The 26,277-nt window shown below is 70.3% G+C and carries 20 protein-coding genes; 8 read left to right on the top strand and 12 right to left on the bottom strand.

All coding sequences use genetic code 11. The features are described 5' to 3' along the window. Nucleotides 1–52 precede the first annotated feature (52 nt). Together ACZ4RZ_RS31410 and ACZ4RZ_RS31415 are read left to right on the top strand one after the other, a co-directional pair. A complete protein-coding gene (locus tag ACZ4RZ_RS31410) occupies nucleotides 53–457 on the top strand; it encodes a BlaI/MecI/CopY family transcriptional regulator (RefSeq protein ID WP_467749689.1) in 405 nt (134 codons plus the stop codon). A gap of 14 nt (nucleotides 458–471) precedes the next feature. Then, nucleotides 472–1,482: a M56 family metallopeptidase gene (locus ACZ4RZ_RS31415; protein WP_467749691.1), complete on the top strand. Its 1,011-nt coding sequence runs from the start codon at nucleotides 472–474 to the stop codon at nucleotides 1,480–1,482. On the opposite strand, the gene ACZ4RZ_RS31420 is transcribed toward ACZ4RZ_RS31415, so the two are convergent. Continuing rightward, nucleotides 1,434–1,823: an ATP-binding protein gene (locus ACZ4RZ_RS31420; protein ID WP_467749693.1), complete on the bottom strand. Its 390-nt coding sequence runs from the start codon at nucleotides 1,821–1,823 to the stop codon at nucleotides 1,434–1,436. The genes ACZ4RZ_RS31415 and ACZ4RZ_RS31420 overlap by 49 nt on opposite strands. A gap of 285 nt (nucleotides 1,824–2,108) precedes the next feature. Between ACZ4RZ_RS31420 and ACZ4RZ_RS31425 the strand changes: the two genes are divergently transcribed. From ACZ4RZ_RS31425 to ACZ4RZ_RS31435, 3 genes are read left to right on the top strand one after another with little or no spacing between them, the layout of a single operon-like run. Then, nucleotides 2,109–2,954 (top strand): helix-turn-helix domain-containing protein, encoded by an 846-nt coding sequence (locus ACZ4RZ_RS31425; RefSeq protein ID WP_467749695.1) that lies wholly within the window; start codon nucleotides 2,109–2,111, stop codon nucleotides 2,952–2,954. A gap of 11 nt (nucleotides 2,955–2,965) precedes the next feature. Continuing rightward, nucleotides 2,966–3,145, top strand: a complete 180-nt coding sequence (locus ACZ4RZ_RS31430) for a DUF397 domain-containing protein (protein WP_467749696.1) — start codon at nucleotides 2,966–2,968, stop codon at nucleotides 3,143–3,145. A gap of 3 nt (nucleotides 3,146–3,148) precedes the next feature. Beyond that, nucleotides 3,149–5,419 (top strand): serine/threonine-protein kinase, encoded by a 2,271-nt coding sequence (locus ACZ4RZ_RS31435; protein WP_467749698.1) that lies wholly within the window; start codon nucleotides 3,149–3,151, stop codon nucleotides 5,417–5,419. 27 nt (nucleotides 5,420–5,446) lie between these two features. Here ACZ4RZ_RS31435 and ACZ4RZ_RS31440 read toward each other — a convergent pair whose 3' ends face one another. The 8 genes from ACZ4RZ_RS31440 to ACZ4RZ_RS31475 form a co-directional block, all read right to left on the bottom strand. Then, nucleotides 5,447–6,007: a GNAT family N-acetyltransferase gene (locus ACZ4RZ_RS31440; protein ID WP_467749699.1), complete on the bottom strand. Its 561-nt coding sequence runs from the start codon at nucleotides 6,005–6,007 to the stop codon at nucleotides 5,447–5,449. A gap of 123 nt (nucleotides 6,008–6,130) precedes the next feature. Beyond that, nucleotides 6,131–8,704, bottom strand: coding sequence for a DUF4118 domain-containing protein (locus tag ACZ4RZ_RS31445; protein WP_467749700.1), 2,574 nt, complete (start codon nucleotides 8,702–8,704; stop codon nucleotides 6,131–6,133). A gap of 15 nt (nucleotides 8,705–8,719) precedes the next feature. Further along, complete coding sequence (locus ACZ4RZ_RS31450; protein WP_467749702.1) at nucleotides 8,720–9,403, bottom strand: response regulator; 684 nt, start codon at nucleotides 9,401–9,403, stop codon at nucleotides 8,720–8,722. A 136-nt stretch (nucleotides 9,404–9,539) separates the two neighbouring features. Then, entirely contained in the window at nucleotides 9,540–10,208 is a 669-nt protein-coding gene (locus ACZ4RZ_RS31455; RefSeq protein WP_467749703.1) for a potassium-transporting ATPase subunit C, read from the bottom strand. Between the two features lie 24 nt (nucleotides 10,209–10,232). Continuing rightward, nucleotides 10,233–12,365 carry a potassium-transporting ATPase subunit KdpB gene (kdpB, locus tag ACZ4RZ_RS31460; protein WP_467749704.1) on the bottom strand — a complete coding sequence of 711 codons (2,133 nt, stop codon included), beginning with the start codon at nucleotides 12,363–12,365 and terminating at the stop codon, nucleotides 10,233–10,235. Beyond that, entirely contained in the window at nucleotides 12,362–14,062 is a 1,701-nt protein-coding gene (gene kdpA, locus ACZ4RZ_RS31465; RefSeq protein ID WP_467749706.1) for a potassium-transporting ATPase subunit KdpA, read from the bottom strand. Before kdpA ends, kdpB begins: the two co-directional genes overlap by 4 nt. A gap of 8 nt (nucleotides 14,063–14,070) precedes the next feature. Next, nucleotides 14,071–14,160: a K(+)-transporting ATPase subunit F gene (gene kdpF / locus ACZ4RZ_RS31470; protein ID WP_043188605.1), complete on the bottom strand. Its 90-nt coding sequence runs from the start codon at nucleotides 14,158–14,160 to the stop codon at nucleotides 14,071–14,073. Between the two features lie 235 nt (nucleotides 14,161–14,395). Beyond that, a complete protein-coding gene (locus tag ACZ4RZ_RS31475; protein WP_467749708.1) occupies nucleotides 14,396–16,237 on the bottom strand; it encodes an APC family permease in 1,842 nt (613 codons plus the stop codon). Nucleotides 16,238–16,462: 225 nt separating this feature from the next. Here ACZ4RZ_RS31475 and ACZ4RZ_RS31480 point away from each other — a divergent pair, with 225 nt between their 5' ends. Together ACZ4RZ_RS31480 and ACZ4RZ_RS31485 are read left to right on the top strand one after the other, a co-directional pair. After that, complete coding sequence (locus ACZ4RZ_RS31480; RefSeq protein ID WP_467749710.1) at nucleotides 16,463–17,017, top strand: hypothetical protein; 555 nt, start codon at nucleotides 16,463–16,465, stop codon at nucleotides 17,015–17,017. 199 nt (nucleotides 17,018–17,216) lie between these two features. After that, nucleotides 17,217–19,193, top strand: a complete 1,977-nt coding sequence (locus tag ACZ4RZ_RS31485) for an APC family permease (RefSeq protein WP_467749812.1) — start codon at nucleotides 17,217–17,219, stop codon at nucleotides 19,191–19,193. Between the two features lie 209 nt (nucleotides 19,194–19,402). Here ACZ4RZ_RS31485 and ACZ4RZ_RS31490 read toward each other — a convergent pair whose 3' ends face one another. Next, entirely contained in the window at nucleotides 19,403–20,260 is an 858-nt protein-coding gene (locus ACZ4RZ_RS31490) for a DUF4118 domain-containing protein (RefSeq protein ID WP_467749712.1), read from the bottom strand. Next, entirely contained in the window at nucleotides 20,257–22,749 is a 2,493-nt protein-coding gene (locus ACZ4RZ_RS31495; protein ID WP_467749713.1) for an ATP-binding protein, read from the bottom strand. The genes ACZ4RZ_RS31490 and ACZ4RZ_RS31495 overlap by 4 nt, the downstream gene beginning before the upstream one ends. Nucleotides 22,750–22,929: 180 nt before the next feature. On the opposite strand from ACZ4RZ_RS31495, the gene ACZ4RZ_RS31500 reads away from it, so the two are divergent. Then, entirely contained in the window at nucleotides 22,930–24,504 is a 1,575-nt protein-coding gene (locus tag ACZ4RZ_RS31500) for a Na+/H+ antiporter (RefSeq protein WP_467749714.1), read from the top strand. 154 nt (nucleotides 24,505–24,658) lie between these two features. On the opposite strand, the gene ACZ4RZ_RS31505 is transcribed toward ACZ4RZ_RS31500, so the two are convergent. Next, nucleotides 24,659–26,071, bottom strand: coding sequence for a hypothetical protein (locus tag ACZ4RZ_RS31505; protein WP_467749716.1), 1,413 nt, complete (start codon nucleotides 26,069–26,071; stop codon nucleotides 24,659–24,661). Nucleotides 26,072–26,277: the final 206 nt, after the last annotated feature.

The following is a 26,277-nucleotide window of genomic DNA, read 5'->3' on the forward strand; positions in this document are numbered from 1 at the left end:
ATTTACACCGCCGTAGAAGCCCAAGTTTTACACGACTGTAGAAGATAGACCGGTGAACGACAAACCCATGAGCGGCGATTCACAAGGGCGGGGCTCCAAGCGGGCCAGCGGCGAGCGCGAGGCCGAGATCCTCGACGTGCTCCAGCGCGCCGACGGTGCGCTGACCCCGGGCGAGGTCGCCGAACGACTTGGCGGCGAGCTGACGTACAGCACCGTGGTGACGATCCTGACCCGGATGCACACCAAGCAGCTGCTCAACCGCACCCGGCGCGGCCGCGCCTACGCCTACGCGCCCGTCACCGACGACCCCGGTTTCGCCGCCCGCCGTATGCGCACCGTCCTGGAGGAGCGCCCCGACCGCGAGGCGGTGCTCGCCCGCTTCGCCGACAGCCTGTCCGACACGGACGCGGACCTGCTGCGCCAGCTGTTGGGACCCGACGCGGACACCGACAGGTAAAGGGGCCCGCCAGGATGCGCATCGCCGTCTACCTCCCGCTGCTCCTGTCTCTGATCGCCCCCTTCGGCGCCCGCCCGCTCTCCGAACGCTGCGAACCCCGCCTGGCCACCTGGCTGCTCACCGCCTCCGCGCTGATCCTCGGCGCGGCGACCACCATCTCCCTGGCACTGCTGGCCGTCACCGGCCTGATCGGCTTCCCACCACTCGCCGCCTTCGGCCACTGGTCGGCGCAGACCGCCCAACTCGACGACCCCGCCGAACCGCCCATCGCCCTGGCCGCCGGCCTGCTGCTCGGCGGCGCGGTGCTCACCGCGGCCCGGATGCTCTGGCGCCGCGCCCGTTCACTGGCCGCGGCCGCCTGGGACGCCGCGTGCATGCCCACGCACGACGGCCTCGTCATCGTGGACGACGAGGCCCCGGACGCGTACGCGCTGCCCGGACTACCCGGCCGCGTCGTCGTCTCCACGGGGATGCTCCGCACACTGGACAAGCACGAGCACGGCATCCTGCTCGCCCACGAGCGCGCCCATCTCGCCTGCCACCACTATGCGTTCGTCGCCCTGGCCGGCTTGGGCGCCGCCGCCAATCCGCTCCTGCGCCCCCTCGCCACCACCGTCACCTACACCGTGGAACGCTGGGCCGACGAACGCGCCGCCCGCGCCACCGGCGACCGCCGCCGGGTCGCCCGCGCCGTCGGCAAGGCGGCGCTGGCCGCCCACGGCGCCTCGGCCCCCCTGCGAACTCCGGGGGCCGTCCTCGGCATCCTCGGCTTCTTCGGCCGCCGCAACCCGCTCGCCGGCGCGGGCCCCGTCCCCCGCCGCGTCGCCGCCCTCCTCGCCCCGCCGCTCACCCGGCGCCCCACCCTCGTCCTCGCCACCACCGCCCTCCTCGCCGTCGCGACGCTGGCCACCCTCGAAGCGGGCCACGACCTCCACGTCCTGCTGGAGGCCGTCGGCGTCTCGCACCACGACCCTCATCACCTCGGAGCGGGCAGGTCGAACCACACCGCCTTGCCCTCCGGGTAAGACGGGACGGTGCCCCAGCGTCCGTCCGTGAGGGCGTCCACCAGGTGTAATCCGCGGCCTCCCTGTTCCCACCCCTCGGGAGTCAACTCCCTTATCACCGGCGGGTTCTCGTCACCGTCGCAGACGATGACGAGAACCCGCGCGGGCTCCACGGACAGCCACAGGGCCGAGCCGTCACCCTTCGCGTGCACGCAGGCGTTCGTGACGAGTTCGGAGGTGCAGAGCGTCGCCGTGTCGACGAGGGCGTCGAGTCTTTGGGCACGGAGGACGGAGGCGACGAAGTCGCGGGCGATACAGGGGGATGTGTCGAGAGGTGGGCAGAGGAGGGTGTACTCGGGCATGGGGCATCAACTCCAGGGAGCGGGTGAGGGGTTGGGGGGCGGTGGGTTCCCTGCCGGGTCAGTGGCCTCGCCTAGGGTGTCGACAGCCCTTGGCGGCACTTCCAACTGGCAGTACGCAGGGGAGAGTTGCGGACCGAGTGACCACTCCGACACTCTCCGTGAATACGGGACGGCAGTAGCGGTGATAATTTCAACTCCGCAACCGCGTCGGCCGAATCGCCCTGAACTCCGTGGTGGTTGAGTTGACGACGCGGCAGACTCAGGGGCGATCACAAGGAGGATGCCATGCCACCGAGGACCATCCCGACCGCACGTCAGGGGCGTCTTGGTGCGGAGTTGCGCAAGCTGCGCGAAGCCGCCGGTGTGGTGTCCCGGGACGCCGCCGAGTTCCTCGGCACGAGCCAGGCCCAGATCAGCAATATCGAGGCCGGGAAGAACGGGGTCAGCGAGGAGCGGTTGCGCAGGCTCGCCATGATCTACGCCTGCGATGACGCCCAACTCGTCGACGCGCTGGCCGACATGGCAAACGAGCGGGACAAGGGCTGGTGGGAGGAGTACCGAGGCGTACTGACCCCCAAGGCGCTTGACCTTGCCGAACTGGAACACCACGGTACGTACATCCGCACCTTCCAGGCCGTGCACATCCCGGGTCTTCTACAGACGGAGGATCACGTGCGGGCGGCCTCAGCCTTCGTGCAACCCAACCTTCCGGAAGACGATCGTGAAGCCCGCGTCGCGTTCCGGATGCGGCGCCAGGGGGTGCTCGAATCCGGGACACCGTACGACGCGATCGTCCATGAAGCGGCCCTCCGCATGCTTGTCGGCGGCCCCAAAGTTGCCCGCGCTCAGCTCGAACATCTCCTCAAGGCGTCCGGTAGGGAGACCGTCACCGTTCGCGTGATCCCGTTCACGGCCAACGGTTTCGCCGGCGCGGGGCACTCCATGCAGTACATCGGCGGAGCCGTCCCACAGCTGGACACCGTGCAGATCGACACCGCGCACGGGGCCGAGTTCATCGACGCCACCGCCCAACTGCACCGCTACCGAGCCCGTCTCGAACGTGTCGACAGCGCCACCCTCACGCAGGACGCTTCGCTCGACCTCATCCGCCGTATCGCCCAAGAACTGTGAAAGGCCCCCTCATGTCCCCCGCTCTGCACTGGCAGAAGTCGTCGTTCTCCGGAGGCGGCGAGGATGAAGACTGCCTGGAAATAGCCTCCTCCCCAACCGCCCTCCACCTCCGGGAAAGCGACCGCCCCACCACGATCCTCACCCCAACCCCCAGCGCCCTCCGCGCCCTGCTCAACGCGGTGAAAGCCTGACCCGTGCGCGGACGACGACTCGACAACCGATACGAATTGATCGAACTCCTCGGCTCCGGCGGTATGGGCGAGGTCTGGCGGGCCCGGGACGAGGAGCTGGACCGCGAGGTGGCGGTCAAGATCCTGCTCCCGGCGAGGGACGACGACGCGGACCGCGACGAGGCGCTCGCGCGGTTCCGGCGCGAAGCCCGGGTCGCCGCGTCCCTCGACAGCCCCCACATCGTCGCCGTGCACGATCACGGGACGGACGGCGAGAGCCCCTACCTCGTCATGGCGCTCGTCGAGGGGCGCACGCTGGAGGCGATCCTGCGGGAGAACGGCCGCGTGCCGGTCGAGGACGCGCTGCGGTGGATCGCGGATGTGTGCCGGGGGCTGAGCGCCGCTCACTCCGCCGGTGTCGTGCACCGGGACATCAAGCCCGCCAACATCATGGTCACCGGCGAAGGCGACGCTTCCGTGGCGAAGATCGTCGACTTCGGGATCGCCAAGTTCACCGAACTCCGGGCCACCGACCCGCGGTTGACCCACACTGGCCAGCTTCCCTTCGGCAGCGTTCAGTACATGGCGCCCGAGCGCTTCCACCAGCGGCGGGGCGACGGCCGTACCGACCTGTATGCCGTGGGGTGCGTACTCTACGAACTCCTCGTGGGCAGACCCCCGTTCGTCGGTGACGCGGCGGGCATCATGTACAACCACCTGCACGACGAACCCCTGCGGCCGAGCCGGGCTCGTACCGAACTCACCCCCGCGGCCGACCGGTTGGTCCTCGACCTCATGGCCAAGGACCCGGACGACCGGCCCGCGGACGCGGAGACGGCGCTCGCGCGTATCGAAGCGCTGGTGCGGTCGCCTGCCCCTACTCCGGCACCGGAACCGGCACCGGCACCGGCACCGGCGGCACCCGTTGCCGTACGAGAACCAGAGCCCGAAGACGCCAAGCCACCCGCGCCCGCCCCGCGCCCCGTGGCCAAGGAGGCGTCGAAGGAGTCCCCTTGGGTCCCCGCGTCGCCACCTCCCTCCGCCCCGCGCCGCCGCCGCCGTACTCCCGTACTGGCCACGGTCGCCGCCCTCCTCGCCGTAGGCATCCCCGCCGGGATCGGCCTGAGCATGTCGTCCTCGGACGACACGGATGACGACGGCAAGGCCCAGGCACCGGCCGCCGGGAAGACCTCCGCCGCCCCGACGACGTACACGCTCGGCGTGGGTTACGCCTGGGGAGAGGACGAGGACGGACAGGTCCCCGAGATCCGCACCCAGGTCGTCAAGGCCGCGCTGAAGGAGGCCGAGCGGCGGGCGAAGCGGAAGATTCCCGTGAACGCCGTCGCCGTGGAGGACTACGGGCAGACTCCGGCCGAGAAGCTGCTGGAGCAGCACCCCGGGATGATCGCCATGGTCGGCGACATCGGGGACTTCGCGAGCGCCAAGGTCGACTGGTCGCCGCAGATGGCGATGGTCGACACCTGTAGGGACGGGGGCCGCCCCGACTACGAATACGCCCTTCCCGCAACGGAGTTCGAGGTGGGGCAGCAGGCGGGCCGCTATCTCAAGGAGGCGTACGGCGTCGCCAAGGTCGTGGAGACCTCGGACAGTTACTGGGACACGGACACCGACAAGGACACCTTCGGGCACGGGCTGCGCGCGGCCGGGCTGACCGCGCTGCCGTTGCCCGCGCAGAAGGAGTCCGACGACCTGACCAAGAGCCGGATCGCGGCGGACCTGGACACGTCGCGACCGGACGCCGTGACCGTGGCGGATCTGCGGGCCGGCGGCGGCGAGGAGAACATCGTCCCGGCCGTGCGGAGCCGCGGCACACTGATCGCCGTCCACGCCAGCTACGCGTCGGCCTGCGACATCTCGGACGACTTCGAGATGTTCGCCAGGGAGGACAAGCAACTGCCCGACGGAAGCCTCCGTTTCCGTACCTTCAACGTCGAGGCGCAGAAGCCCGACTGCACCGATTTCCCCAAGCTGTGCACGGACGACGCCGAGCTGAGGAAACTGCTGAAGTACCGCGGCACGGCCGAGCTGTACGACGCCACGCTCGCCGTCGCGGCCGGGATCAATCAGGTGCTGGGCGACGGAGAGGGTGAGCGGCCGGGCGCCGACAGCGCTCGTACTCAGCTGCGGGCCACCCTGGAGACGGTCGAGACCGACGGGCTCCTCGGGCACTACGCCTTCAAGGGGCACCAGGCGCAGGACCGTCCGGTGTGGGTCGACCGTCTCGTGAGCGGCAAGTGGAAGCAGCTGGGGACGGTGAAGCGGCTCACCGGGTGATCGAGGTGATCAAACCGCCGAAGCGGCTCACGCGGTCCCAGCGGCTCCAGCGGCTCCAGCGGCTCCAGCGGCTCCAGCGGCTCCAGCGGCTCCGAGGGTGATCCAGAAGCGGTCCTCGCCGTGCGCCCGACCGTCGGGCACACCGCCGTTGGCCCGGATGACCCGGCGTGACGGCTCGTTGTCGGAGTCGCAGGTCAGCAGGACGCGGTCGAGGCCCAGGCGGCGGCACTCGGCGAGCCCCGCCGCGAGCATCCGCGTGGCGTGGCCCTGTCGGCGCCACGGTCTGACGACGTGGTACCCGACATGGCCGCCGGCCTCGGCCAGTGCGGGCGTCAGGCTGTGCCGGACGACCAGCGTGCCGAGGTAGTGCTCGCCCGAGACGTACCAGAACACGGTGGACGGGACACCCCAACGTTCCCGCACGCCGCGCCGCTGTGCGACGAAGGCCTCGAAGTCGTCGCCCGCCGGGCCGAGCCATTCCGTGCTGCGTCCTTCCGCCTCGCAGTCGGCCCGCTCACCGGCCAGATACGAGTCCCGCACCGCGGCTGTCGGCCAGACCAGACCGGGCGGTTCCTTCAGAGGGGTCATGCCCTTCAGTCTTCATCCAACTCCGTCGCGGCTCCTCCCATTTTTCTTCCACGATGGGGGTCCCCCCGCTCGAGCGAAGCCGAGAGTGGGGGAGGGTAGGAGCGGCGGGGGCGAAGAAACCCCTCAAGCTCCCGCCTGGCTGGACGGGGCCGCACCACCCCGGATGGTGCCCACCCGCGCCGGAGCGGGTTCGCCAGGCCGAGGGATCTCCGCCCGGAGCGTGAGCACCATGGTGAGTCCGCCGCCGGGGGTGTCCTCGGCATTGAGCGTGCCGCCCATCGCCTCGGCGAAACCGCGTGCGACCGCAAGGCCGAGGCCGACGCCCGCGCCGCGCGGGGCGTCCCCGTAGCGCTGGAAGGGCGCGAAGATGCGGTCCTTGGCCTCGTCCGGGACGCCCGGACCCCGGTCCACCACCCGCACCTCCACGCGGTCGGCGATGGCGCTCGCGGACACGAGCACCGGCGCATCGAGGGGGCTGTACTTGACCGCGTTCTCGACCAGGTTGGCGACCGCACGTTCCAGCAGCCCGGGGTCCACGGCGACCATCGGCAGGGTCTCGGGGATGTCGAGGTCCACGCTGTCCTCGGGTACGCCGCCGAGCGCCATCGGGACGACCTCGTCGAGGTCGATCTCGCGGACCAGCGGAGCGACCGTGCCGGTCTGGAGGCGGGACATGTCCAGGAGGTTGCCCACGAGATGGTCGAGGCGGTCGGCACCCTCCTCTATGGCCTCCAGCAACTCCGCCCGGTCCTCCTCGGACCACTCCACGTCGTCCGACCGGAGGGACGACACCGATGCCTTGATGCCTGCCAGTGGGGTACGCAGATCGTGGCTGACGGCGGCCAGCAGGGCCGTACGGATGCGGTTGCCCTCGGCCAGGTCGCGGGCCTGCTCGGCCTCGTGCTGGAGGCGCTGCCGGTCCAGAACCACCGCGGCCTGCGCGGCGAAGGCGGCGAGCACCCGGCGGTCGGAGGCAGGCAGCACCCGGCCGGAGAGCGCGAGCGCCATGTGGTCGCCGACCGGGATGTCGACGTCGGCGTCCTCGGGACGCACGCACGGCGCCGGACCTACACTGCCCGCGCACGTCCACGGGTCGACGTCGCTCTCCCGCTCCAGCAGCGCGACCGACTCCATCCCGAAGGTCTCTCTGACCCGTTCCAGCAGGGCCTCCAGGCTGGTCTCGCCGCGCAGCACACTGCCCGCCAGGAAGGAGAGGATCTCCGACTCCGAACGCAGGCGCGCCGCCTGATGCGTACGGCGGGCGGCCAGGTCCACCACCGACGCCACCGACACGGCTACGGCGACGAAGATCGCCAGCGCGATGATGTTCCTCGGGTCGGCGATCGTGAGCCGGTGAATGGGCGGTGTGTAGTAGTAGTTCAGCAGCAGAGAGCCGAGGGCTGCCGAGGCCAGCGCCGGGTAGAGGCCGCCGAGCAGGGCCGTCGCCACCGTCATGGCCAGGAACAGCAGCATGTCGTTGGCGAGACCGAGGTCGGGGGCGCCGCTCAGGACCAGGGTGAGCAGCGGCGGGCCGCCGATACCGACCAGCCAGCCCCAGATGAGCCGAGCGCGGCCGAGCTGGGAGCGCGGAACGGTGGCCAGGCCGCGCCCCTTTCCCACCTCGTCGTGGGTGATCAGGTGGACGTCCAGGTCCGGGCCCGACTCGCGAGCCACCGTCGCGCCGACGCCCGGCCCGAAGACGTACTGCCATCCCTTGCGACGGGAGACCCCGAGCACGATCTGGGTGGCGTTGACCCCGCGTGCGAACTCCAGCAGGGCCGCGGAGACGTCGTCGCCGATGACGTGGTGGAAGGTGCCGCCCAGGTCCTCGACGAGGGTGCGCTGGACGGCGAGTTCCTTGGGCGAGGCTGCGGTGAGCCCGTCGCTGCGGGCGATGTAGACGGCCATCACCTCGCCGCCCGCGCCCTTCTCCGCGAGCCGCGCGGCGCGGCGGATCAGGGTGCGGCCCTCGGGACCGCCGGTCAGTCCGACGACGATCCGCTCGCGCGAGCCCCAGATCTTCGAGACCCGGTGCTCACTGCGGTACTCGGTCAGATAGGCGTCGACCCGGTCGGCGACCCAGAGCAGCGCCAGCTCGCGCAGCGCGGTCAGGTTGCCCGGGCGGAAGTAGTTCGCGAGGGCCGCGTCGACCTTGTCCGGCTTGTAGATGTTTCCGTGCGCCATCCTGCGGCGCAGGGCGGGCGGTGACATGTCGACCAGTTCGATCTGGTCGGCCCGCCGTACGACTTCGTCCGGCACGGTCTCCCGCTGCCGAACCCCGGTGATCGACTCCACGATGTCACCCAGCGACTCCAGGTGCTGGATGTTGACGGTCGAGATGACGTCGATTCCGGCGGCGAGCAGCTCCTCGACGTCCTGCCAGCGCTTGTCGTTGCGCGAGCCGGGGATGTTGGTGTGGGCGAGCTCGTCGACGAGAGCCACTTGGGGGCGCCGGGCCAGTACGGCGTCCACGTCCATCTCGGTGAAGACGGACCCGCGGTACTCCAGCTCCTTGCGCGGCACCTGCTCAAGGCCGTGCAGCATCACCTCGGTGCGCGGCCGCTTGTGGTGCTCCACGAAGGCGACCACGCAGTCGGTGCCCCGCTCGACGCGGCGGTGTGCCTCGGAGAGCATCGCGTACGTCTTGCCGACGCCCGGCGCCGCGCCGAGGTAGATCCGGAGTTTCCCGCGTCCCATGTGTCTCTCAGGCCCTCACGCCTCGAAGCGGTAGCCCATGCCGGGCTCGGTGATCAGATAACGCGGGTGGGAGGGGTCCGCCTCCAGCTTGCGCCTGAGCTGTGCCATGTAGACCCGCAGATAGTTGGTCTTGATTCCGTAGGAGGCGCCCCACACCTCCTGGAGGAGTTGTCGCTGCGTGATGAGCCGGCCCGGGTTGCAGACCAGGATCTCCAGCAGGTGCCACTCGGTCGGGGTGAGGCGGATGTCGTGCCCGCCGCGGGTGGCCTTCTTCGCGGCCAGGTCGACGGTGAAGCCGTCCGTGGTGACGATGACGGTCTCGGGGGCGGGCGCCACCGTCTCCGTACGGCGGACGGCGGCCCGCAGCCGGGCCAGCAGCTCGTCCATGCTGAACGGCTTGGTGATGTAGTCGTCGGCGCCCGCGTCGAGCGCGGCGACCTTCTCGTCGGAGGCCCGGCGCGCGGACAGCACCAGGATCGGTACGCGGGTCCAGCCGCGCAGCGCCTTGATGACGTCCACTCCGTCCATGTCCGGCAGGCCCAGGTCCAGTACGACCACGTCGGGCTGGCGCGCCGCGGCGAGCCGGAGCGCGGTGGCGCCGTCGGGCGCCGGGTCCACCCCGTACCTGCGGGCCTGCATGTTGATCACGAGCGCACGTACGAGCTGCGGATCGTCCTCAACCACCAGCACCCGGGTCATCGGTGTGCGCCTTTCCTGTTGTACGGAGGGTCGTACGGAGGGCCGGTGGGCGAACAACCGGCGTCATGGCTACGGGAGTTGACGATTCCGGGATTCCTCCCGAGCCGCCAACTCCCGCGTACTGCGCGTAAGGCCATCAGCTCTTCGCCACGAGTCCCTTGAGCGCGATGTTGAGTTCGAGGACGTTGACGGTGGGCTCACCGATGAAGCCGAGGGTGCGGCCGTCGGTGTGCTCGTCGACGAGCTTCTGCACCTGGGCGACGGACAGGCCGTTCTTCTCCGCGATGCGGTGGACCTGGATATCCGCGTACTCCGGGGAGATGTCGGGGTCCAGGCCGGAACCGGAGGACGTGACCGCGTCGGCGGGTACGTCGGAGGGCTTGACCGTGTAGCCGCCCACCGAGTTGTCCTTGATGACGGCGGCCTTGGCGTCCTTGACCCACTTGATCAGGTCGGCGTTGTCACCGGAACGGTTGGTGGCGCCGGACAGGATCAGCTTGTACTGGGTGTTGACGCTGTTGGTGCCGAGGCCGTTCTGCAGGCGGCCCTGGAACCACTTCAGGTCGGGCTCCGGGGTCTCCTGGCCCTTCTTCAGCGGCAGGTTGTAGGACTGGCCGATCAGCGAGGAGCCGACGACCTTGCCATCCGCCTTGATCTCCGAGCCATTGGCCTTGTCGGAGAACAGCCCTTGGGCGACCCCCGTGACGGCGAGCGGATAGAGGACGCCCGTCACCACGGTGAGCACGAGAAGCGCTCGCAGGCCGGCCCAGAGCAACCGGGCAGTGTTCGTAACCGAGTTGTTCATGGCGATCAGCACGCTTTCAAAAAGTTACAGCCCGGGGATGAGGGAGATGATCAGGTCGATGATCTTGATGCCGATGAAGGGCGCGATCAGGCCGCCGAGACCGTAGATCCCGAGGTTGCGCCGCAGCATCTTGTCGGCGCTCACCGGGCGGTACTGCACACCCCGCAGGGCGAGCGGCACCAGCGCGATGATGATCAGCGCGTTGAAGATGACCGCGGACAGGATCGCGGAGTCGGGCGAGGACAGGTGCATGATGTTGAGCTTGTCCAGGCCCGGGTAGACCGCCGCGAACAGCGCCGGGATGATCGCGAAGTACTTCGCGACGTCGTTGGCGATCGAGAAGGTCGTGAGCGCACCGCGGGTGATCAGCAATTGCTTGCCGATCTCCACGATCTCGATGAGCTTGGTGGGGTTGGAGTCCAGGTCCACCATGTTCCCGGCCTCCTTGGCGGCCGAGGTACCGGTGTTCATGGCCACGCCGACATCCGCCTGAGCGAGCGCGGGCGCGTCGTTCGTACCGTCACCGGTCATCGCGACGAGCTTGCCGCCCGCCTGCTCACGCTTGATGAGCGCCATCTTGTCCTCGGGAGTCGCCTCCGCGAGGAAGTCGTCGACGCCCGCCTCATCGGCGATCGCCTTGGCCGTCAGCGGGTTGTCACCCGTGATCATGACGGTCTTGATGCCCATGCGGCGCAGCTCGTCGAACCGCTCCCGCATGCCGTCCTTGACGACGTCCTTGAGGTGGATGACGCCCAGGATCCGCGCGCCCTCAGTGTCCTCGATGGCCACGAGCAGCGGCGTGCCGCCCGCCTCGGAGATCCGGTTGGCCAGGATGTCGGCGTCCTCGGACACCTCGCCGCCCTGCTCCTTCACCCAGGTGATGACCGAACCGGCCGCGCCTTTGCGGATCTTGCGCCCGTCGACGTCCACACCCGACATACGGGTCTGGGCGGTGAAGGCGATCCACTCGGCGCCCGCGAGTTCGCCCTGGTGCCGCTCACGCAGCCCGTACTTCTCCTTCGCCAGAACGACGATGGAGCGGCCCTCGGGCGTCTCGTCCGCCAGCGAGGAGAGCTGGGCGGCGTCGGCGACCTCGGCCTCGGTGGTGCCGGTCACCGGCACGAACTCGGAGGCCTGGCGGTTGCCGAGGGTGATGGTGCCGGTCTTGTCGAGCAGCAGCGTGGAGACGTCACCGGCGGCCTCGACCGCGCGGCCCGACATCGCCAGGACGTTGCGCTGGACCAGGCGGTCCATGCCCGCGATACCGATCGCGGAGAGCAGCGCGCCGATGGTGGTCGGGATCAGGCAGACCAGGAGGGCCACCAGGACGACCATCGTGAGGTGCGTGCCCGCGTAGTCCGCGAAGGGCGGCAGCGTGGCCACCGCGAGCAGGAAGACGATCGTGAGGGACGCGAGAAGGATGTTCAGCGCGATCTCGTTGGGCGTCTTCTGCCGCGCGGCGCCCTCGACCAGGGCGATCATGCGGTCGATGAAGGTCTCGCCCGGCTTCGTCGTGATCTTGATGACGATCCGGTCGGAGAGGACCTTCGTACCGCCGGTGACCGCGGACCGGTCGCCGCCGGACTCACGGATGACGGGGGCCGACTCACCGGTGATCGCCGACTCGTCGACGCTCGCGACACCCTCGACGACGTCACCGTCGCCGGGGATGATGTCGCCCGCCTCGCAGACGACCAGGTCGCCGACGCGCAGCTCGGTGCCGGGCACCTGCTCCTCGGTCTTGCCGTCCTTGCTCAGACGACGGGCCACCGTGTCCGTCTTGGCCTTGCGCAGAGTGTCCGCCTGCGCTTTGCCACGGCCCTCGGCCACCGCCTCCGCCAGGTTGGCGAAGATCACGGTCAGCCACAGCCAGGCGCTGATCGCCCAGCCGAACCAGTCGCTCGGGTCCTTGAACGAGAAGATCGTCGTCAGCACAGAGCCGACGAGGACCACGAACATCACGGGGGACTTGACCATCACCCGCGGGTCTAGCTTGCGGCAGGCGTCAGGCAGCGACTTCAGCAGCTGCTTCGGGTCGAACAGACCCGCGCCGACCTTTCCTTCGTCCTTGCGTCCGGTCGGCACATCGCTGTGCGGCGCCCGGGTCGGGGTGGCTGTGGACATCGAGTCCTCTTGCTTCTCTATACGAGTGGTCATGACGCCAGCCCCTCGGCCAGCGGACCCAGCGCCAGGGCCGGGAAGTAGGTCAGACCGGTGATGATCAGGATTGCGCCCACGAGGAGACCCGTGAACAGCGGCTTCTCGGTGCGCAGGGTGCCTGCGGTCGCCGGGACCGGCTTCTGCTCGGCCAGCGAACCGGCCAGGGCCAGCACGAACACCATCGGCAGGAAGCGGCCGAGCAGCATCGCGATACCGATGGAGCTGTTGAACCACTGCGTGTCCGCGTTCAGACCCGCGAAGGCCGAGCCGTTGTTGTTGGCGCCGGACGAGTAGGCGTACAGGATCTCGGAGAATCCGTGTGCCCCGCTGTTGGTCATCGAGTTGCCCGGGGTCGGCAGGGCCATCGCCGCGGCGGTGAAGATGAGCACCAGCACCGGAGTGATGAGGATGTAGCAGGCCGCGAACTTGATCTCACGGGTGCCGATCTTCTTGCCCAGGTACTCGGGCGTACGCCCGACCATCAGACCCGCGATGAACACCGCGATGATCGCCATGATGAGCATGCCGTAGAGGCCGGAGCCGGTACCACCGGGCGCGATCTCGCCGAGCTGCATGCTCAGGATGGTGATGCCGCCCCCGAGTCCGGTGAACGAGGAGTGGAAGGAGTCCACCGCACCCGTCGAGGTCAGCGTGGTCGACACCGCGAAGATCGAGGAGGCGCCGACGCCGAAGCGGCTCTCCTTGCCCTCCAGCGCACCGCCGGCGATGTCGAACGCCGGGCCGTGGTGGTTGAACTCGGTCCACATCATCAGAGCGATGAAGCCGACCCAGATGGTGGCCATGGTCGCGAGGATCGCGTAGCCCTGGCGCAGCGAGCCGACCATGCGGCCGAAGGTGCGGGTCAGGGAGAACGGGATGACCAGGAGCAGGAAGATCTCGAAGAGGTTCGAGAACGGGGTGGGGTTCTCGAAGGGGTGGGCGCTGTTGGCGTTGAAGTAACCGCCGCCGTTGGTGCCGACCTCCTTGATGGCCTCCTGCGAGGCGACCGCGCCGCCGTTCCACTGCTGCGAGCCGCCCATGAACTGGCCGACCGAGTGGATGCCGGCGAAGTTCTGGATCGCGCCGCAGGCGACCAGGATGATCGCGGCGACGACGGAGAGCGGGAGCAGGATGCGGATCGTGCCGCGCACCAGGTCGGCCCAGAAGTTGCCGAGCTCACCGGTGCGGATGGGGGTCCCCCCGCTCGAGCGAAGCCGAGAGTGGGGGAGGGAGAAGCCGCGTACGAGGGCCACCGCGACGGCGATACCGACCGCGGCGGAGACGAAGTTCTGCACCGCGAGGCCGCCGGTCTGCACGACGTGGCCCATGGCCTGCTCGCCGTAGTACGACTGCCAGTTGGTGTTCGTCACGAAGGACGCGGCGGTGTTGAACGCCTGGTCCGGGTCGATGGCGGAGAAGCCGAGCGAGCCGGGCAGGTGGCCCTGGATGCGCTGGAGCAGGTAGAGGAAGAGGACGCTGACGGCGGAGAAGGCGAGGACACCGCGCAAGTAGGCGGGCCAGCGCATCTCCGTGTCCGGGTTGGCGCCGATGCCCTTGTAGATCCACTTCTCGACACGCAGGTGCTTGTCGGAGGAGTAGACCTTGGCCATGTAGTCGCCGAGGGGACGGTAGGCGAGTGCCAGTGCCGCTATGAGCGCGAGCAGCTGGAGTACGCCGGCGAGGACGGGGCTCATGCCTGTGCTCAGAACCTCTCCGGGAAAACGAGGGCAAGGATGAGATAGCCCAGCAGGGCGACGGCCACGACAAGGCCGACGATGTTCTCGGCGGTCACAGCTTCGTCACCCCCTTGGCGACGAGGGCCACCAGCGCGAACACCGCGATCGTGGTGACGACGAAGGCCACGTCGGCCATCGTGAGCTCCTAGATAAGGTTCGGGTTGAACGGACTGTTAGAGGAAAGCGCCTCGCTGGCCGAATTCGTCCGTCGTTGACGGCTCCCTTACGGGGCGCAGTACGCCTTTGACGGATCCCTTACGGGTCGCTGCGGAACCCCGGCTCGGAACAGGCTCAGGACAGCCGGAAGCGCAGCCGGCAGATCACCGCGTCCGTGTCTTTCCGCACGGCATGGGCGACGACCGCGCCCCGCTGGTTCTGCAGCAGACGCTGCCAGAGGCGGTCGGGCTCGACCTCTGGGATGAGGACTGTGACGCGGGTGGCGGGCTCGTGGACGGCGACACGGGTCACGTACGACGCAATGGGGCGCCCCAGCGACCGGCGCTCGGAGGCGAGCCGAACGAGTGGGACCCCGGGGTTCCACTCCTCCCAGGCCCGCTCCAGGGCCGCGACCTGGGCGCGGTCCTCGGCGTCCGGATGGCACACGGTGACGGCGCGCACCTCGTCGCCGAGCGACGAGGCGGCGTTCAGCGCCTCGCAGGTGAGCCGGGACAGGTTCGACACCGGCACGACGACCACGGAGCGGTCGCGGTGGGGCCGCTCGGGAATCCGCCCGAGGCCGAGCCGCTCCCCGATCCGCGCGTACGCCCGGTGCACCGTCTCGAAGGCCGCGACCAGCAGCGGCAGCGCGATCACTATCAGCCAGGCACCGTCCTCGAACTTGGTGGCGGTCACGACGACGGTGGAGACGCCGGTGAGCAAAGCGCCGAAGCCGTTGAGCAGCGCCTTGCCCTGCCAGCCCCGGACCCGTTCCTCCCGCCAGTGCCGGACCATGCCGACCTGCGCGATCGTGAAACCGATGAAGACGCCGATGGCGAAGAGCGGCACAAGGGTGTTGGTGTCTCCGCCGGAGAAGACGAGCAGCGCGGCGGAGATGGCCGCCAGCATGAGCACGCCGTGCCGGTGGACCTGGCGGTCGGCCTTCAGAGCGAAGACGTGCGGGAGGTAGTTGTCGCGGGCCAGCAGCTTCAGCAGGACGGGGAGGCCGCCGAAGGACGTATTGGCGGACAGCGCCAGCAGGATCATCGTCGCGAACTGGATGACGTAGAAGGCCCAGTTGTGGCCGAGCGAGGCGTCCGCGAGCTGCGCGAGGACGGTGACGCCCTCCACGGGCTGAAGGTGGAAGCGCGAAATCAGCACCGACAGGCCGATGAGCATCACACCGAGTACGGCGCCGAGGGCGACCTCCGCGCGCTGTGCCCGGCGCACGCGCGGGACGCGGAAGGACGGCACGGCGTTGGCGAGAGCCTCGACGCCGGTGAGCGCGCTGCACCCGGAGGCGAAAGCTTTCAGCAGAAGCAGGGCGCCGACGGTGGTGGCGTTGTCGGCGAGCACGGAGGCGTGCCCGGCGGCCGCCGCGGTGCTGACGGGCGCGGACCGGAAGAGACCGACGGCGATGAGGACGAGGATCGACACGACGAAGACGGCGGTCGGCACGATGAAGGCGCGCGCCGACTCCACGATCCCCCGCAGGTTCACGCCCGTGATCAGCGCGAGCACGGCGAGACATATCCACAGCCGGTCGTCGTAGAGCGACGGGAACGCCGAGGTCAGAGCGGCCACACCGGCCGTGACGGCGACGGCGACGTTGAGCACGTAGTCGAGGACGAGCGAGGCCGCGGCCACCAGGCTCGTACGGGCGCCGAGGTGGGTCCTGGCGACGGCGTACGAGCCACCCCCGTCCGGAAACGCGGCGATCACCTGCCGGTACGAGGCGACGAGCACCGCGAGCAGACCGGCGATGGCGAGCGTGACCGGCAGCGTGAAACCGAGCCCGTGCGCCCCGGCTGCGGCCAGCACGAGGACGATGGCCTCGGGGCCGTACGCCACCGACGCCATCGCGTCCAGGGAGAGGGCGGCCAGGCCCGTGAGGGCGGTGAGCCGGTGGCGCTCGCCGGTATCCGGGGGTTCCTCGTCGGCGGGGGCGGCGCCGGACTGGGCGGTCAGGACGGACATGGGGCACGTGCTCCTTCACTCACTCACTGCACGAAAGGAGCCGCGCACGCGGGGAGGCGGTGCGCGGCTCAGCCCAGATTCGGCCCGCTCCGGCCACGTACGAGCGCCCCTTGCGCCTTCTTCGCGCGCAACCCCCGGTCCTTGTCGAATCCTTGACGCCGAAGCCCATCAGAGACGCGTCAAGGCATGCTGCTCCCGCCCTTCCGAGTCTCTACCGTCGGTCTTATGGAACGCCGCAACGATGCGCCCAACGCGGTCGAGGCACACTCCGGGTCACCCGCGGAAGTGGCGCACGATCGCCACTGGGCCTCGGACCTGCGCAGCTCGGTCCGCTGCGCGGCCGTACTCCTCGCCCTTCTGCTGCTGATCGACTGGGGCGCCGGCACCCTCACGGACCTGCGCGCCCTGCTGTGGGGCACGCTCGCGGTGCTGCTGTTCCTGGTGCTGTATCCCACCAGGGTCGCCGCCGGTGAGGGCTGGCTGACCGCGCGCGGGCTGCTGCGCGCCCGGCGGGTGCGGACCGACCACCTGGTGTCGGTGCGCTGTCTGGACGGTGTCGGGCAGCGACTCGTCCTACGGGACACGTTCGGTGCGCGCGTCGAGATCGATCCGCGCGTCCTGGTCTCCAACCCCCCGCTGTGGCACCGCCTGGACGAGGACGCGCGTGTCTCCGCCCTCCGCGGCTCACTGACGTGCGGGGCGACCGCGCTGCGCCGCGTCTCGGAACGGATCGACCGCGAGACGGCGCAGACGGTGTTCAAGATGTCGGGGCTGGACTGATCCTTCGGGTTGGGCGGCCACCTTTCGCTCCGCGCATGGACGCCCTTTTGCTCCATATGTACGAGTTTGGCGAAACCCTAACGGTCCCTTAACGCCCTGCGGGCCTCCTACCCTCCCCCTCCGTCTCCTTTCCCCGGCTTACTCTCCGCCCGTGTTCAACGTGACGGGGATCCTCAAGCGGCTGGTGATCGGCCGGGCGATGCGCAGCGAAGAACTGCACGAGACGCTGCTGCCCAAACGGCTCGCCCTGCCGATCTTCGCCTCGGACCCGCTGTCGTCGGTGGCGTACGCGACGCAGGAGATCCTGCTGGTCCTCACGCTCGGCGGACTGGCGTATCTGCATTTCACGCCCTGGATCGCGGCTGCGGTCGTGGCACTGATGACGGTCGTGGTGCTGTCGTACCGCCAGGTGGTGCACGCGTATCCCAGCGGCGGCGGCTCGTACGAGGTGGTGTCCACGAACCTCGGCGCGTCCGCCGGACTGGTCGTCGCCGCCTCACTGCTCGTCGACTACGTCATGACGGTCGCCGTCTCGGTCGCCTCAGGGGTCGACAACATCATCTCGGCCCTCCCCGAACTCGCCGACCATCGCGTCCTCATGGCGATCGGCTTCGTCGCGATCCTGACGGCGATGAACCTGCGAGGCGTACGCGAGTCGGGGCGGGCCTTCGCCGCACCCACTTACCTCTTCATCGGCGGCGTCCTGATCATGGTGATCACCGGTCTGATCCGGTACTTCCTCGGGGACGCGCCGGTCGCCGAGAGCGCCAAGTACGGTGTCACGCCGGCCCCTTCGGACGCGCATCTCACGGGCCTGGCCCTCGTCATGCTGGTGCTGCGCGCTTTCTCGTCCGGCTGTACGGCGCTGACCGGTGTAGAGGCGATCTCCAACGGCGTACCGGCGTTCCGCAAGCCCAAGTCGAGGAACGCGGCCTCGACGATGGCGTCAATGGGCATCATCGCGATCGTCATGTTCGTCGGCGTCACCGCGCTGGCGCTGATCACCAAGGTGCACATCACCGGCGACTCCTGCCGACTGACCGGCCTGAACGGCGACTGCTCCTCGTACACGCAGCGCACCGTCATCGCGCAGATCGCGGCGGCGGTCTTCGGCGGCGAGCACAGCGTCGGCTTCTACTTCATCCAGGCGGCGACCGCGCTGGTCCTGATCCTGGCCGCGAACACCGCGTTCAACGGCTTCCCGCTGCTGTCGTCGATCCTGGCCCAACACCGTTACCTGCCCCGCCAGCTGCACAACCGGGGCGACCGGCTCGCCTTCTCCAACGGCATTGTGGCCCTGGCGGTCGTGGCGGGCCTGCTGCTGTGGGGCTTCCGGGCGAACGTCACCAGCCTCATCCACCTCTACATCCTGGGCGTGTTCACCTCCTTCACGCTCTCCCAGCTCGGCATGGTGCGGCACTGGAACCGTGAGTTGCGCGCGACACCCGACCCGGCCGCGCGCCGTCGCCACCACACGGCCCGCGTGATCAACGCGTTCGGCGCGGTCGTCACGGGCCTCGTCCTGGTGATCGTCCTTGCCACCAAGTTCACACAGGGCGCATGGCTGGCGGTCCTCGCGGCGATCGTGCTGTGGGTGATGATGCGCGGGATCAGACGGCACTACGACGCCACGGCGGCGGAGCTGGCGGTGACCGACCCGCACAGTGAACTCGTACCGCCCAGCCGGGTGTTCGGGATCGTGCTCGTGTCGACGATCCACAAGCCGACCCTGCGCGCCCTCGCCTACGCGCGCGCCTTCCGCCCCGACCGGCTGGAGGCCCTGACGGTCTCGGTCGACCGCGAGGAGGCCGCCGCCTTGCGGCAGCGCTGGGAGGAGTACGGCATCGACGTCCCGCTGAAGATCATCGACTCCCCGTACCGCGAGGTGACCCGCCCGGTCGTCGAGTACGTCCGCTCCATCCGCCGCGAGAGCCCGCGCGACGTCGTCGCCGTCTTCATCCCCGAGTACGTCGTCGGCCACTGGTGGGAGAACCTGCTCCACAACCAGTCGGCCCTCTGGCTCAAGAGCCGCCTCCTGTTCACCCCCGGCGTGATGGTCACCAGCGTCCCCTGGCAACTGACCTCCTCCGCCCACGCCGACCGCCCGGCGGCACGGGCCCCCGGCTCGTTCCGCCGCGGCGAACCGCAGAGCCAGGTGGGAACGCGACACAGGTAGGGCCCGGGGCTCATCCCCGCCGGTCCGCCGAATATGCCGGCTGCACCCCCGTCATCAGGATGTCCAGGCCGCGCCGAGTCGTCGCCAGTACGACCCGGTCGCCCGCCCGCAGCACCCTGCCGTGCGCCGGGCGCCCATACGGGACCGGCCGTCACACGGAACCGGCCGTCAGCCGTTGGCGTGCGGCGCCGCTCTCCCTGCCCCGGCCGTCAGCCGTTGCCGTCCCGCACCGGCCCCGCCGTGTCGAGCGCCCCGCCCGTCCGGTCGGCGAGGGCGATCGCGACGAGACGGGCCTGGAGAGGCGGCACGGCTCCCGGGCCGGGGGTGAGCATGAACCGGCCGATGTAGTGGCCGTTGCCGTACGTGCGCAGTTCGATCTCGCCCTCCGGCCAGCCCCAGCTGTCGATGTCCCAGCGTTTGCGTCCGACCGCCACGGTGCCGTCCTGCCCCAGGCGCGGCGGCTGCCCCATGAGGGTGCCGTACTCGAAGCGGCAGGCGCGCAGACCGAGCAGCTCGGTCAGCTGGTGGCGCACATGCTCGACCACGGCGTCCGCCGAGGTGCTGGACTGGGCGAGGTCGGCCGTCTCGTGGATACGGGCGAGATAGTCCGCTTCCGTCACCGTGATGACTTCGAGGCGCCGGGCGCGCGCCGCGAGCTGCGACACGATCAGCCCGACGACCAGGAGCAGCACCGCCGTCTCGATGTCGTCGGAGTCGGAGATGTTGAACGTCTGGTACGGGCGAGTGAGGAAGAAATCGAACCAGGCAGCCGCCGACAGCGCCGCGAGCGCTCCCGCCGCGCGGCTGCCGACCGCGGCGACCGCGACGACCACCACGACCACCACGACCACCACGACCAGGATCAGTGCCGCGTTCGTGCGCGACAGGTCCGTGCGGAACGGCACGAGCACGAGCGCCACCAGGAACGGGCCCACGAGGCCCGCCGCCAGCGCGATCCGGTCCCGCAGCGGGTATCGGGTCAGCGGGTTGCCCGTCACGGGATGGCCGGTCCGGCGGTTGCCGGTCAGGGAATTGCCGGTCCTGACGCCGTCGCCTCCTGCACTCATACTCCGCCCCCTACGATCTGCGTACCACTGGGGTGCTCCGCCTGCTCGGCGAAGGGCAGGGAGAGCACCATGGTCAGGCCCCCGCCGGGGGTCTCCTCCGGGACGAGAGTGCCGTCCATCGCCTCGGTCAGGCCCCGGGAGAGGGCCAGTCCCAGGCCGAGGCCGGTCGTGTTGTCGGTGTCGCCCAGGCGCTGGAAGGGCTCGAAGAGCCGGTTGCGGTCGGTGGGCGGGAGGCCGGGGCCCCGGTCGACGACGCGGATCTCGACGCGGCCCGCGTGGGCGCTCGCGGCTAGGAGGACCTTGCGCCCGGCCGGGCTGTAGCGGGCCGCGTTGCCCACCAGATTGGCGATCACGCGTTCCAGAAGCGGGGGGTCGGCCAGTATGGCCGGGATCTCCTCCAGGTCCAGCACCTCGACCTCGGGGGTGTCCGCGAGCGCCGCCGGGAGGACCTCCTCCAGCGCGGTGACGCGCAGGTTCAGAGTGAGGGCGCCCGCCTGGAGGCGGCTGAGGTCGAGGAGGTTCTCCACCAGCCGGTTCAGTTTGCCCATCGACTCGTCGGCGGTGGCGAGGAGTTCGTCCCGGTCCTCGGCGGAGAACTCCACGTCGCGGCTGCGCAGCGAGGCGACGGCGGCCCAGCCGGCGGCGAGCGGGGTGCGCAGGTCGTGGCCGACCGCCCGCAGCAGCGCGGTACGCATCCGGTCGGCGGCCTTGACCGGCTCTATCTCGGCGGCGGCCTCGGCGAGCCGGGCCCGCTCCACGGCGGCGCCGACATGCGCGGCGAAGGCCGCGAGGACGCGCCGCTCCGAGGACGGGAGCGTACGGCCGTACAGCACGAGCCAGGAGCCGGAGCCGATGGGCACCGAGGCCGCACCCGTATCGGGCGGCTCGTCCACCAGCTCCGCCGAGTCCATCCCGAACGTCTCCCGGGTACGTTCCAGCAGCGCCGGGATCGTCGCGCCGCCGCGCACGATGGTGCCCGCCAGCGACGACATGGTCTCCGCCTCCGCGGTGGCGCGGGCGGAGCGTCTAGACAGCCGCAGCGACCGATCCACGACGGCCGCGACGGTGGCGGCGACGATCGCGAAGACGACCAGGGCCAGCATGGCGTTCGGATCGTTGAGGGTGAACTGGCCTATGGGCGGGATGAACCAGTAGTTGAGCAGCAGCGACGCCGTGATGGAGGCGATCACGGCCGAGGCCACGCCGCCTATGCAGGCCACGCCCACCACGGCGAGCAGGAACAGCAGGGCATCGCTGGTCAGGTTGACGGTGCCCCGCACCTGGGCCAGGAAGAGGGTGAGCAGCACCGGCAGGACCAGTCCGGCCACGGGTCCCGCGACCAGTCGCGCGGTCGGCAGCGTACGACGCCGGGACGGCAGCATCGTGCCCCGCCCGGCGCGTTCGTGCGTGACCATGTGGATATCGATGTCCTTGGAGAGCTCGACCACCGTCTCCCCGGTGCCGCGCCCGGTGACGAAGCGTTCCAGACGGCCACGACGGCTGGTGCCGAGGACGAGCTGGGTGGCGTTCTCAGCGCGCGCGAACTCCACCAGGGCGGTGGCCACGTCGTCACCGACGACCGAGTGGTAGCTGCCGCCGAGGTTCTCGATGAGCCGCCGCTGCCGGGCGAGCGAGGCGTGCGAGGAGCCCGCGGCAAGACCGTCGCTCCGGGTCACGTGCACGGCGAGCAGGTCACCGCCGGCGGACCTGTCGGCGATGCGGGCGGCCCGCCGGATGAGGGTGTCCCCCTCGGGCCCGCCGGTCAGCGCGACCACCACCCGCTCCCGGGTCTCCCACACGCCGCCGATGCCGTGCTCGGAGCGGTACGACTGAAGCGCCTCGTCAACGCGGTCGGCCACCCACAGCAGGGCGAGCTGGCGCAGGGCGGTCAGATTGCCGGGCCGGAAGTAGTTGGCGAGGGCCGCGTCGATCTTCTCGGGGGCGTAGATGTTGCCGTGGGCCATGCGGCGGCGCAGTCCCTCGGGCGGGATGTCCACCAGCTCGATCTGCTGCGCCCGTCGTACGACCTCATCGGGCACCGTCTCGCGCTGGGGGACGCGCGTGATCTTCTCGACGACGTCGTTGAGGGACTCCAGGTGCTGGATGTTGAGCGCCGTGACGACGTCGATGCCGGCGGCGAGGAGTTCCTCGATGTCCTGCCAGCGCTTGGGGTTGCGGCCGTCGCCGGGGACGTTGCTGTGGGCGATCTCGTCGACGATCGCGACCTGTGGGCGGCGCGCAAGGACGGCGGCGAGGTCCATTTCCTTGAACTCGCCTCCTCGGTAGGCGCATTGAAGGGGCTCGACGGTCTGCAGACCGTCGAGCATGGCCTCGGTGTGCGGGCGCCCGTGGCACTCCGCGAAGCCCACCACCACATCGGCGCCGCGCGCTGCCCTGCGGCGCCCCTCGTCGAGCATGCGGTACGTCTTGCCCACTCCGGGAGCCGCCCCGAGATAGACCTTCAGCCGTCCGGGCCGTACGTCATTCATCCCTGCCAGAAAAGCCCTCGGCTCCCCACCGTGGAGGGATCTTGACGCGTCCCTGGCGCCGCTCACGTGGAAGTTGACACTGCCTTGACGGGCCCTGGCCCGATAGGGTGAAGGAGGTGTGCCGGGAAGTCTGGTCGGCAGGGAGCCACAAGGCCTCCCTTTGATGGCCAAGGGGACGGCATGCGCAGCGTAGGAACAGTCCTGGCTCTTGTCGTACTCGCCACCCTCGTGGCGACGTTCGCGCGCCGCTGGCGTATCCCAGCCCCCTCCCTCCTCGTGGTCGCGGGCCTCGCGGTGGCGCTGCTGCCGGGCACCCCGGAGATCGAGATCAGCCCCGAGATCATCGGGCTCGTCGTGCTGCCGCCGCTGCTGTACGCGAGTGCCGAGGAACTGTCCTGGCGCGAGCTGCGCGCGGTGTGGAAGCCGGTCGGGGTGCTGTCGTTCGGCCTGGTACTGGCCTCGGCGGCGGCGGTGGCCTGGGTGGCGTCCCTGGTCACGCCCCTGTCGTGGCAGATGGCGTTCGTGCTGGGCGCGGTGCTCGCCAGCACCGACCCGGTGGCGGTCACCGCGCTGGGCAGACGGCTCGCGCTGCCGCCCAAGGTGCAGGTCCTCGTCCAGGCCGAGAGCCTCTTCAACGATGCGACATCCCTCGTACTCTTCCGGGTCGCGGTGAGCGTGGCGGTGGCGTCGGCCGCCGCGAGCTGGGGGTCGGCGGGCGGGGAGTTCCTGCTGCTTGCGGGCGGCGGCACGGTCATCGGCGCCGCGGTCACCGGGGTGGTCGCGCTGATCCGGCGACGCACCGAGGACCCGGTCCTGGAAACCGTGATAGCCCTGGTCACCCCGTACGCCGCGTACGTCCTGGCCGAGGCCGCGCACACCTCGGGCGTCACGTCCGTCGTCGTCGCCGGAGTCGTCCTCGGCGGCCGCGGCGACCGCCTCACCAACGCCCGCATCCGCCTCCAACTGCACGCCGTCTACGGCACGGTCGTCTTCCTGCTGGAGAGTGTCGTCTTCAGCCTCATAGGGCTCGCCCTTCCCGCCCAGGTGCAGGCGCTCTCCGACGGCGACCGGGCCTGGCCCCTGTACGCGCTCGCCGTCGCCGCCACGCTCATCGCCGTACGACTGCTGTGGCTGGCGCCGCTGTCGGCGGTGGTGCAGCGCAAGGGCGGCATCACCCGCATGAACTGGCGGGTGCCGGTGGTGCTGACCTGGGCGGGCACCCGGGGCGTGGTCCCGCTGGCCGCCGCCCTGTCGATCCCCGTGGCGACGGACCCCCACTCCCCGCTGGCGGAACGCCCGCTGGTCCTCGTCCTGACCACCTCGGTCGTGGTGGTCACGCTGGTCGTCCAGGGCTTCAGCCTCGCCTCGGTGGTCCGGCGCTCCGGCATCGCCCTGGAACCCGACCACACGGAGCGCGAGGAGGCGGAGGCCCGCTGCAGCCTGGCGAACGCGGGCCTGAGCCGCCTGGACGAGATCTCGGAGTTGGAGGCCGTCCCCGACGTCGTCCTCGACCGGCTCCGCCGCGGCCTGACGGCCCGCCTCGACGACGCGAGCGACCGCCTCGCGGTGGCGCACGGCAACGGCGTCGCGACCGAGTCCGCCGACCTCGTCTACCGCCAGCTGCGCCGCGACCTCATCGCGATCGAGGCCGCCGAACTCCAGCACCTGTACGACGAGCACCGCATCAGCGATACGACCCGCAGACGGCTGCAGCGGTCTCTGGACCTGGAGGAGGCCCGCCTGACGGACGCGTGAGCCCGCCGGCGGGTTTTCGCCCCCTCCGCCCCACCTGCGCAGTTCCCCGCGACCCTTTAGGGGCGCGGGGAACTGCGCGACAAGCCCCCACCCACCCGCAGCCGAAAGGCAGGTACGGGACGGGCAGGGGCGGAGGGGGCGAAGAAACCCCACCTCAGCGGAACTCCGCGAACCGTGGCCGCAGTCCCAGCATGGTCAGCACGCCGGCCGCGAGCAGCAGCCCGCACGTCCAGGGCGGCAGCCCGGTCGCCTCGGAGCGGCCCGCGTCCACGGAGGCCGCGAAGTGCTGCCTGTTGATGTCGGTCACCTTGTCCAGCGCGGCCATCCACTCCCCGAAGTGCGCGTTGGACGTGCCCGGCTGCCAGCCCATGCAGAACTCGACGGCCTCGCGCTCCTTGCCCTGGGCGACCAGGGCACGGATCTTGCGGTCGTCGCGCTGGTAGACGGCGTACGTCTCGACCGTCTTCTCGGCGGCGGCCCGCTCGCCGGGGAAGGTGACATTGGCGAGCTCGCGCCGGAACTCGCCGGTGAATTCGAGGTCGTTGTGGTCGGTCTCGTACATCTGCCAGGTTCGGTCGAGATCAGCGTCGTAGTTGGACAGGGTCACGCCCGAAAGCCCGTACAGCTCCTGAGACTTGGCGAGGAAGGACGGCCCGTACTGGTCGCGGCGCTCGGGGTCGAGGAGCCAGCGGCTCTCGTCGGCGTTCGCGTCGTACGCGATCGCGCGGGCACGGGAGAGGGCGACGACCGAGTCGAAGGCGTCGCGCCGCGCGCCGCGCAGGTGCTCGGCGGAGGCGGCGAGCACCTGGCCGCCGAGGAGTACGGCGAGCAGGGCGCAGACCGTGGCGGCCAGCACGCCGGGGTTGAGGATCCGGTGGAAGCGGTGGGCCAGATACCACTGCAGGACGCCGAGCGCGGCGAGCAGCAGCAGACCGAGCGCCACGACGGCGGCGAGCTGGGCGGCGAGGGTCGAACGGGCCTGCGCGTACTCGGCGTTGAAGGCCTGATTATTGGAGTCGACCAACGTACGGGCCTCCGGCAGGAGTTGACCCTGCAGCAGATCGGTCGCGGTGCGGTAGTCGTTGAGCGCGGCCGCCTTGCCACCCGCGCGGGCGTCGTTCTCCAGGGCGCGCCCTATCCGCTCCTGGTACTCGGCGAAGTTGTCGGTGAGGGACTCCACCGTCCGCTCGTCGGCCCGGTCGCCCTGGGCGGCGACGGCGAGCGTGCGCAGGTCGTGGCCGATCTCGCGGCGGGCGTCGCCGTAGAAGCCGAACGCCTTGTCGTACGGCGTCTCCAGGCGCCCTTTGCCCGCGTTGCCGCTGGACAGCAGGAGGTTGGCGGCCTGTGCGTCCATGTCGTTGAGGGCGAGGTTGAGGTCGGCGGCGCTGGTGGTGCGCGGCGCGTCGCGTCCGGCGACGGCGTCCCAGGTGCCGCTGGCGGCGAGACCGGCGAGCGCGAGCAGCAGGGCGAGGGCGGCGGTGAGCAGGACCGCGGTCGCGCGCAGAAGTCGCAGCCGCGCGGGCACGGTGGCCCAGAAGCGGCGGCGCAGAGCGGCCCGCGCGACCACGGTCCGGCGACGGAGGCGCCGCCCGGGGCCGCCCGGCCGCGGACCCCCTCTCGGCCGCGGGCCAGGCCCGCCCCCGGGCGGGGCGAACTGTCCGTGCGGTGGCTGTGGAACTGTCGTGACCCCCGCCACAGGACTGCCCTTGGTGCCGGCCGTGATGGTCACGAGCCCTCCAACGTCACGCCACGGACGGTCGCCCGTGTCCCCCG

The sequence above is a fragment of the Streptomyces sp. NPDC027189 genome, from assembly GCF_055566975.1.

Excerpts from the sequence above, each read along its gene's own strand:
- ACZ4RZ_RS31445 (WP_467749700.1), bottom strand. The coding sequence starts at position 8,704 with ATGGGACGCGGGAAACTCCGGATCTACCTCGGCGCGGCGCCGGGCGTC.
- ACZ4RZ_RS31440 (WP_467749699.1), bottom strand. The coding sequence starts at position 6,007 with ATGACCCCTCTGAAGGAACCGCCCGGTCTGGTCTGGCCGACAGCCGCG.
- kdpA (WP_467749706.1), bottom strand. The coding sequence starts at position 14,062 with ATGAGCCCCGTCCTCGCCGGCGTACTCCAGCTGCTCGCGCTCATAGCG.
- ACZ4RZ_RS31430 (WP_467749696.1), top strand. The coding sequence starts at position 2,966 with ATGTCCCCCGCTCTGCACTGGCAGAAGTCGTCGTTCTCCGGAGGCGGC.
- ACZ4RZ_RS31485 (WP_467749812.1), top strand. The coding sequence starts at position 17,217 with ATGCGCAGCGAAGAACTGCACGAGACGCTGCTGCCCAAACGGCTCGCC.
- ACZ4RZ_RS31500 (WP_467749714.1), top strand. The coding sequence starts at position 22,930 with ATGCGCAGCGTAGGAACAGTCCTGGCTCTTGTCGTACTCGCCACCCTC.
- ACZ4RZ_RS31480 (WP_467749710.1), top strand. The coding sequence starts at position 16,463 with ATGGAACGCCGCAACGATGCGCCCAACGCGGTCGAGGCACACTCCGGG.
- ACZ4RZ_RS31420 (WP_467749693.1), bottom strand. The coding sequence starts at position 1,823 with ATGCCCGAGTACACCCTCCTCTGCCCACCTCTCGACACATCCCCCTGT.
- ACZ4RZ_RS31425 (WP_467749695.1), top strand. The coding sequence starts at position 2,109 with ATGCCACCGAGGACCATCCCGACCGCACGTCAGGGGCGTCTTGGTGCG.
- ACZ4RZ_RS31455 (WP_467749703.1), bottom strand. The coding sequence starts at position 10,208 with ATGAACAACTCGGTTACGAACACTGCCCGGTTGCTCTGGGCCGGCCTG.
- ACZ4RZ_RS31415 (WP_467749691.1), top strand. The coding sequence starts at position 472 with ATGCGCATCGCCGTCTACCTCCCGCTGCTCCTGTCTCTGATCGCCCCC.
- ACZ4RZ_RS31490 (WP_467749712.1), bottom strand. The coding sequence starts at position 20,260 with ATGAGTGCAGGAGGCGACGGCGTCAGGACCGGCAATTCCCTGACCGGC.
- ACZ4RZ_RS31495 (WP_467749713.1), bottom strand. The coding sequence starts at position 22,749 with ATGAATGACGTACGGCCCGGACGGCTGAAGGTCTATCTCGGGGCGGCT.
- kdpB (WP_467749704.1), bottom strand. The coding sequence starts at position 12,365 with ATGACCACTCGTATAGAGAAGCAAGAGGACTCGATGTCCACAGCCACC.
- ACZ4RZ_RS31450 (WP_467749702.1), bottom strand. The coding sequence starts at position 9,403 with ATGACCCGGGTGCTGGTGGTTGAGGACGATCCGCAGCTCGTACGTGCG.
- ACZ4RZ_RS31475 (WP_467749708.1), bottom strand. The coding sequence starts at position 16,237 with ATGTCCGTCCTGACCGCCCAGTCCGGCGCCGCCCCCGCCGACGAGGAA.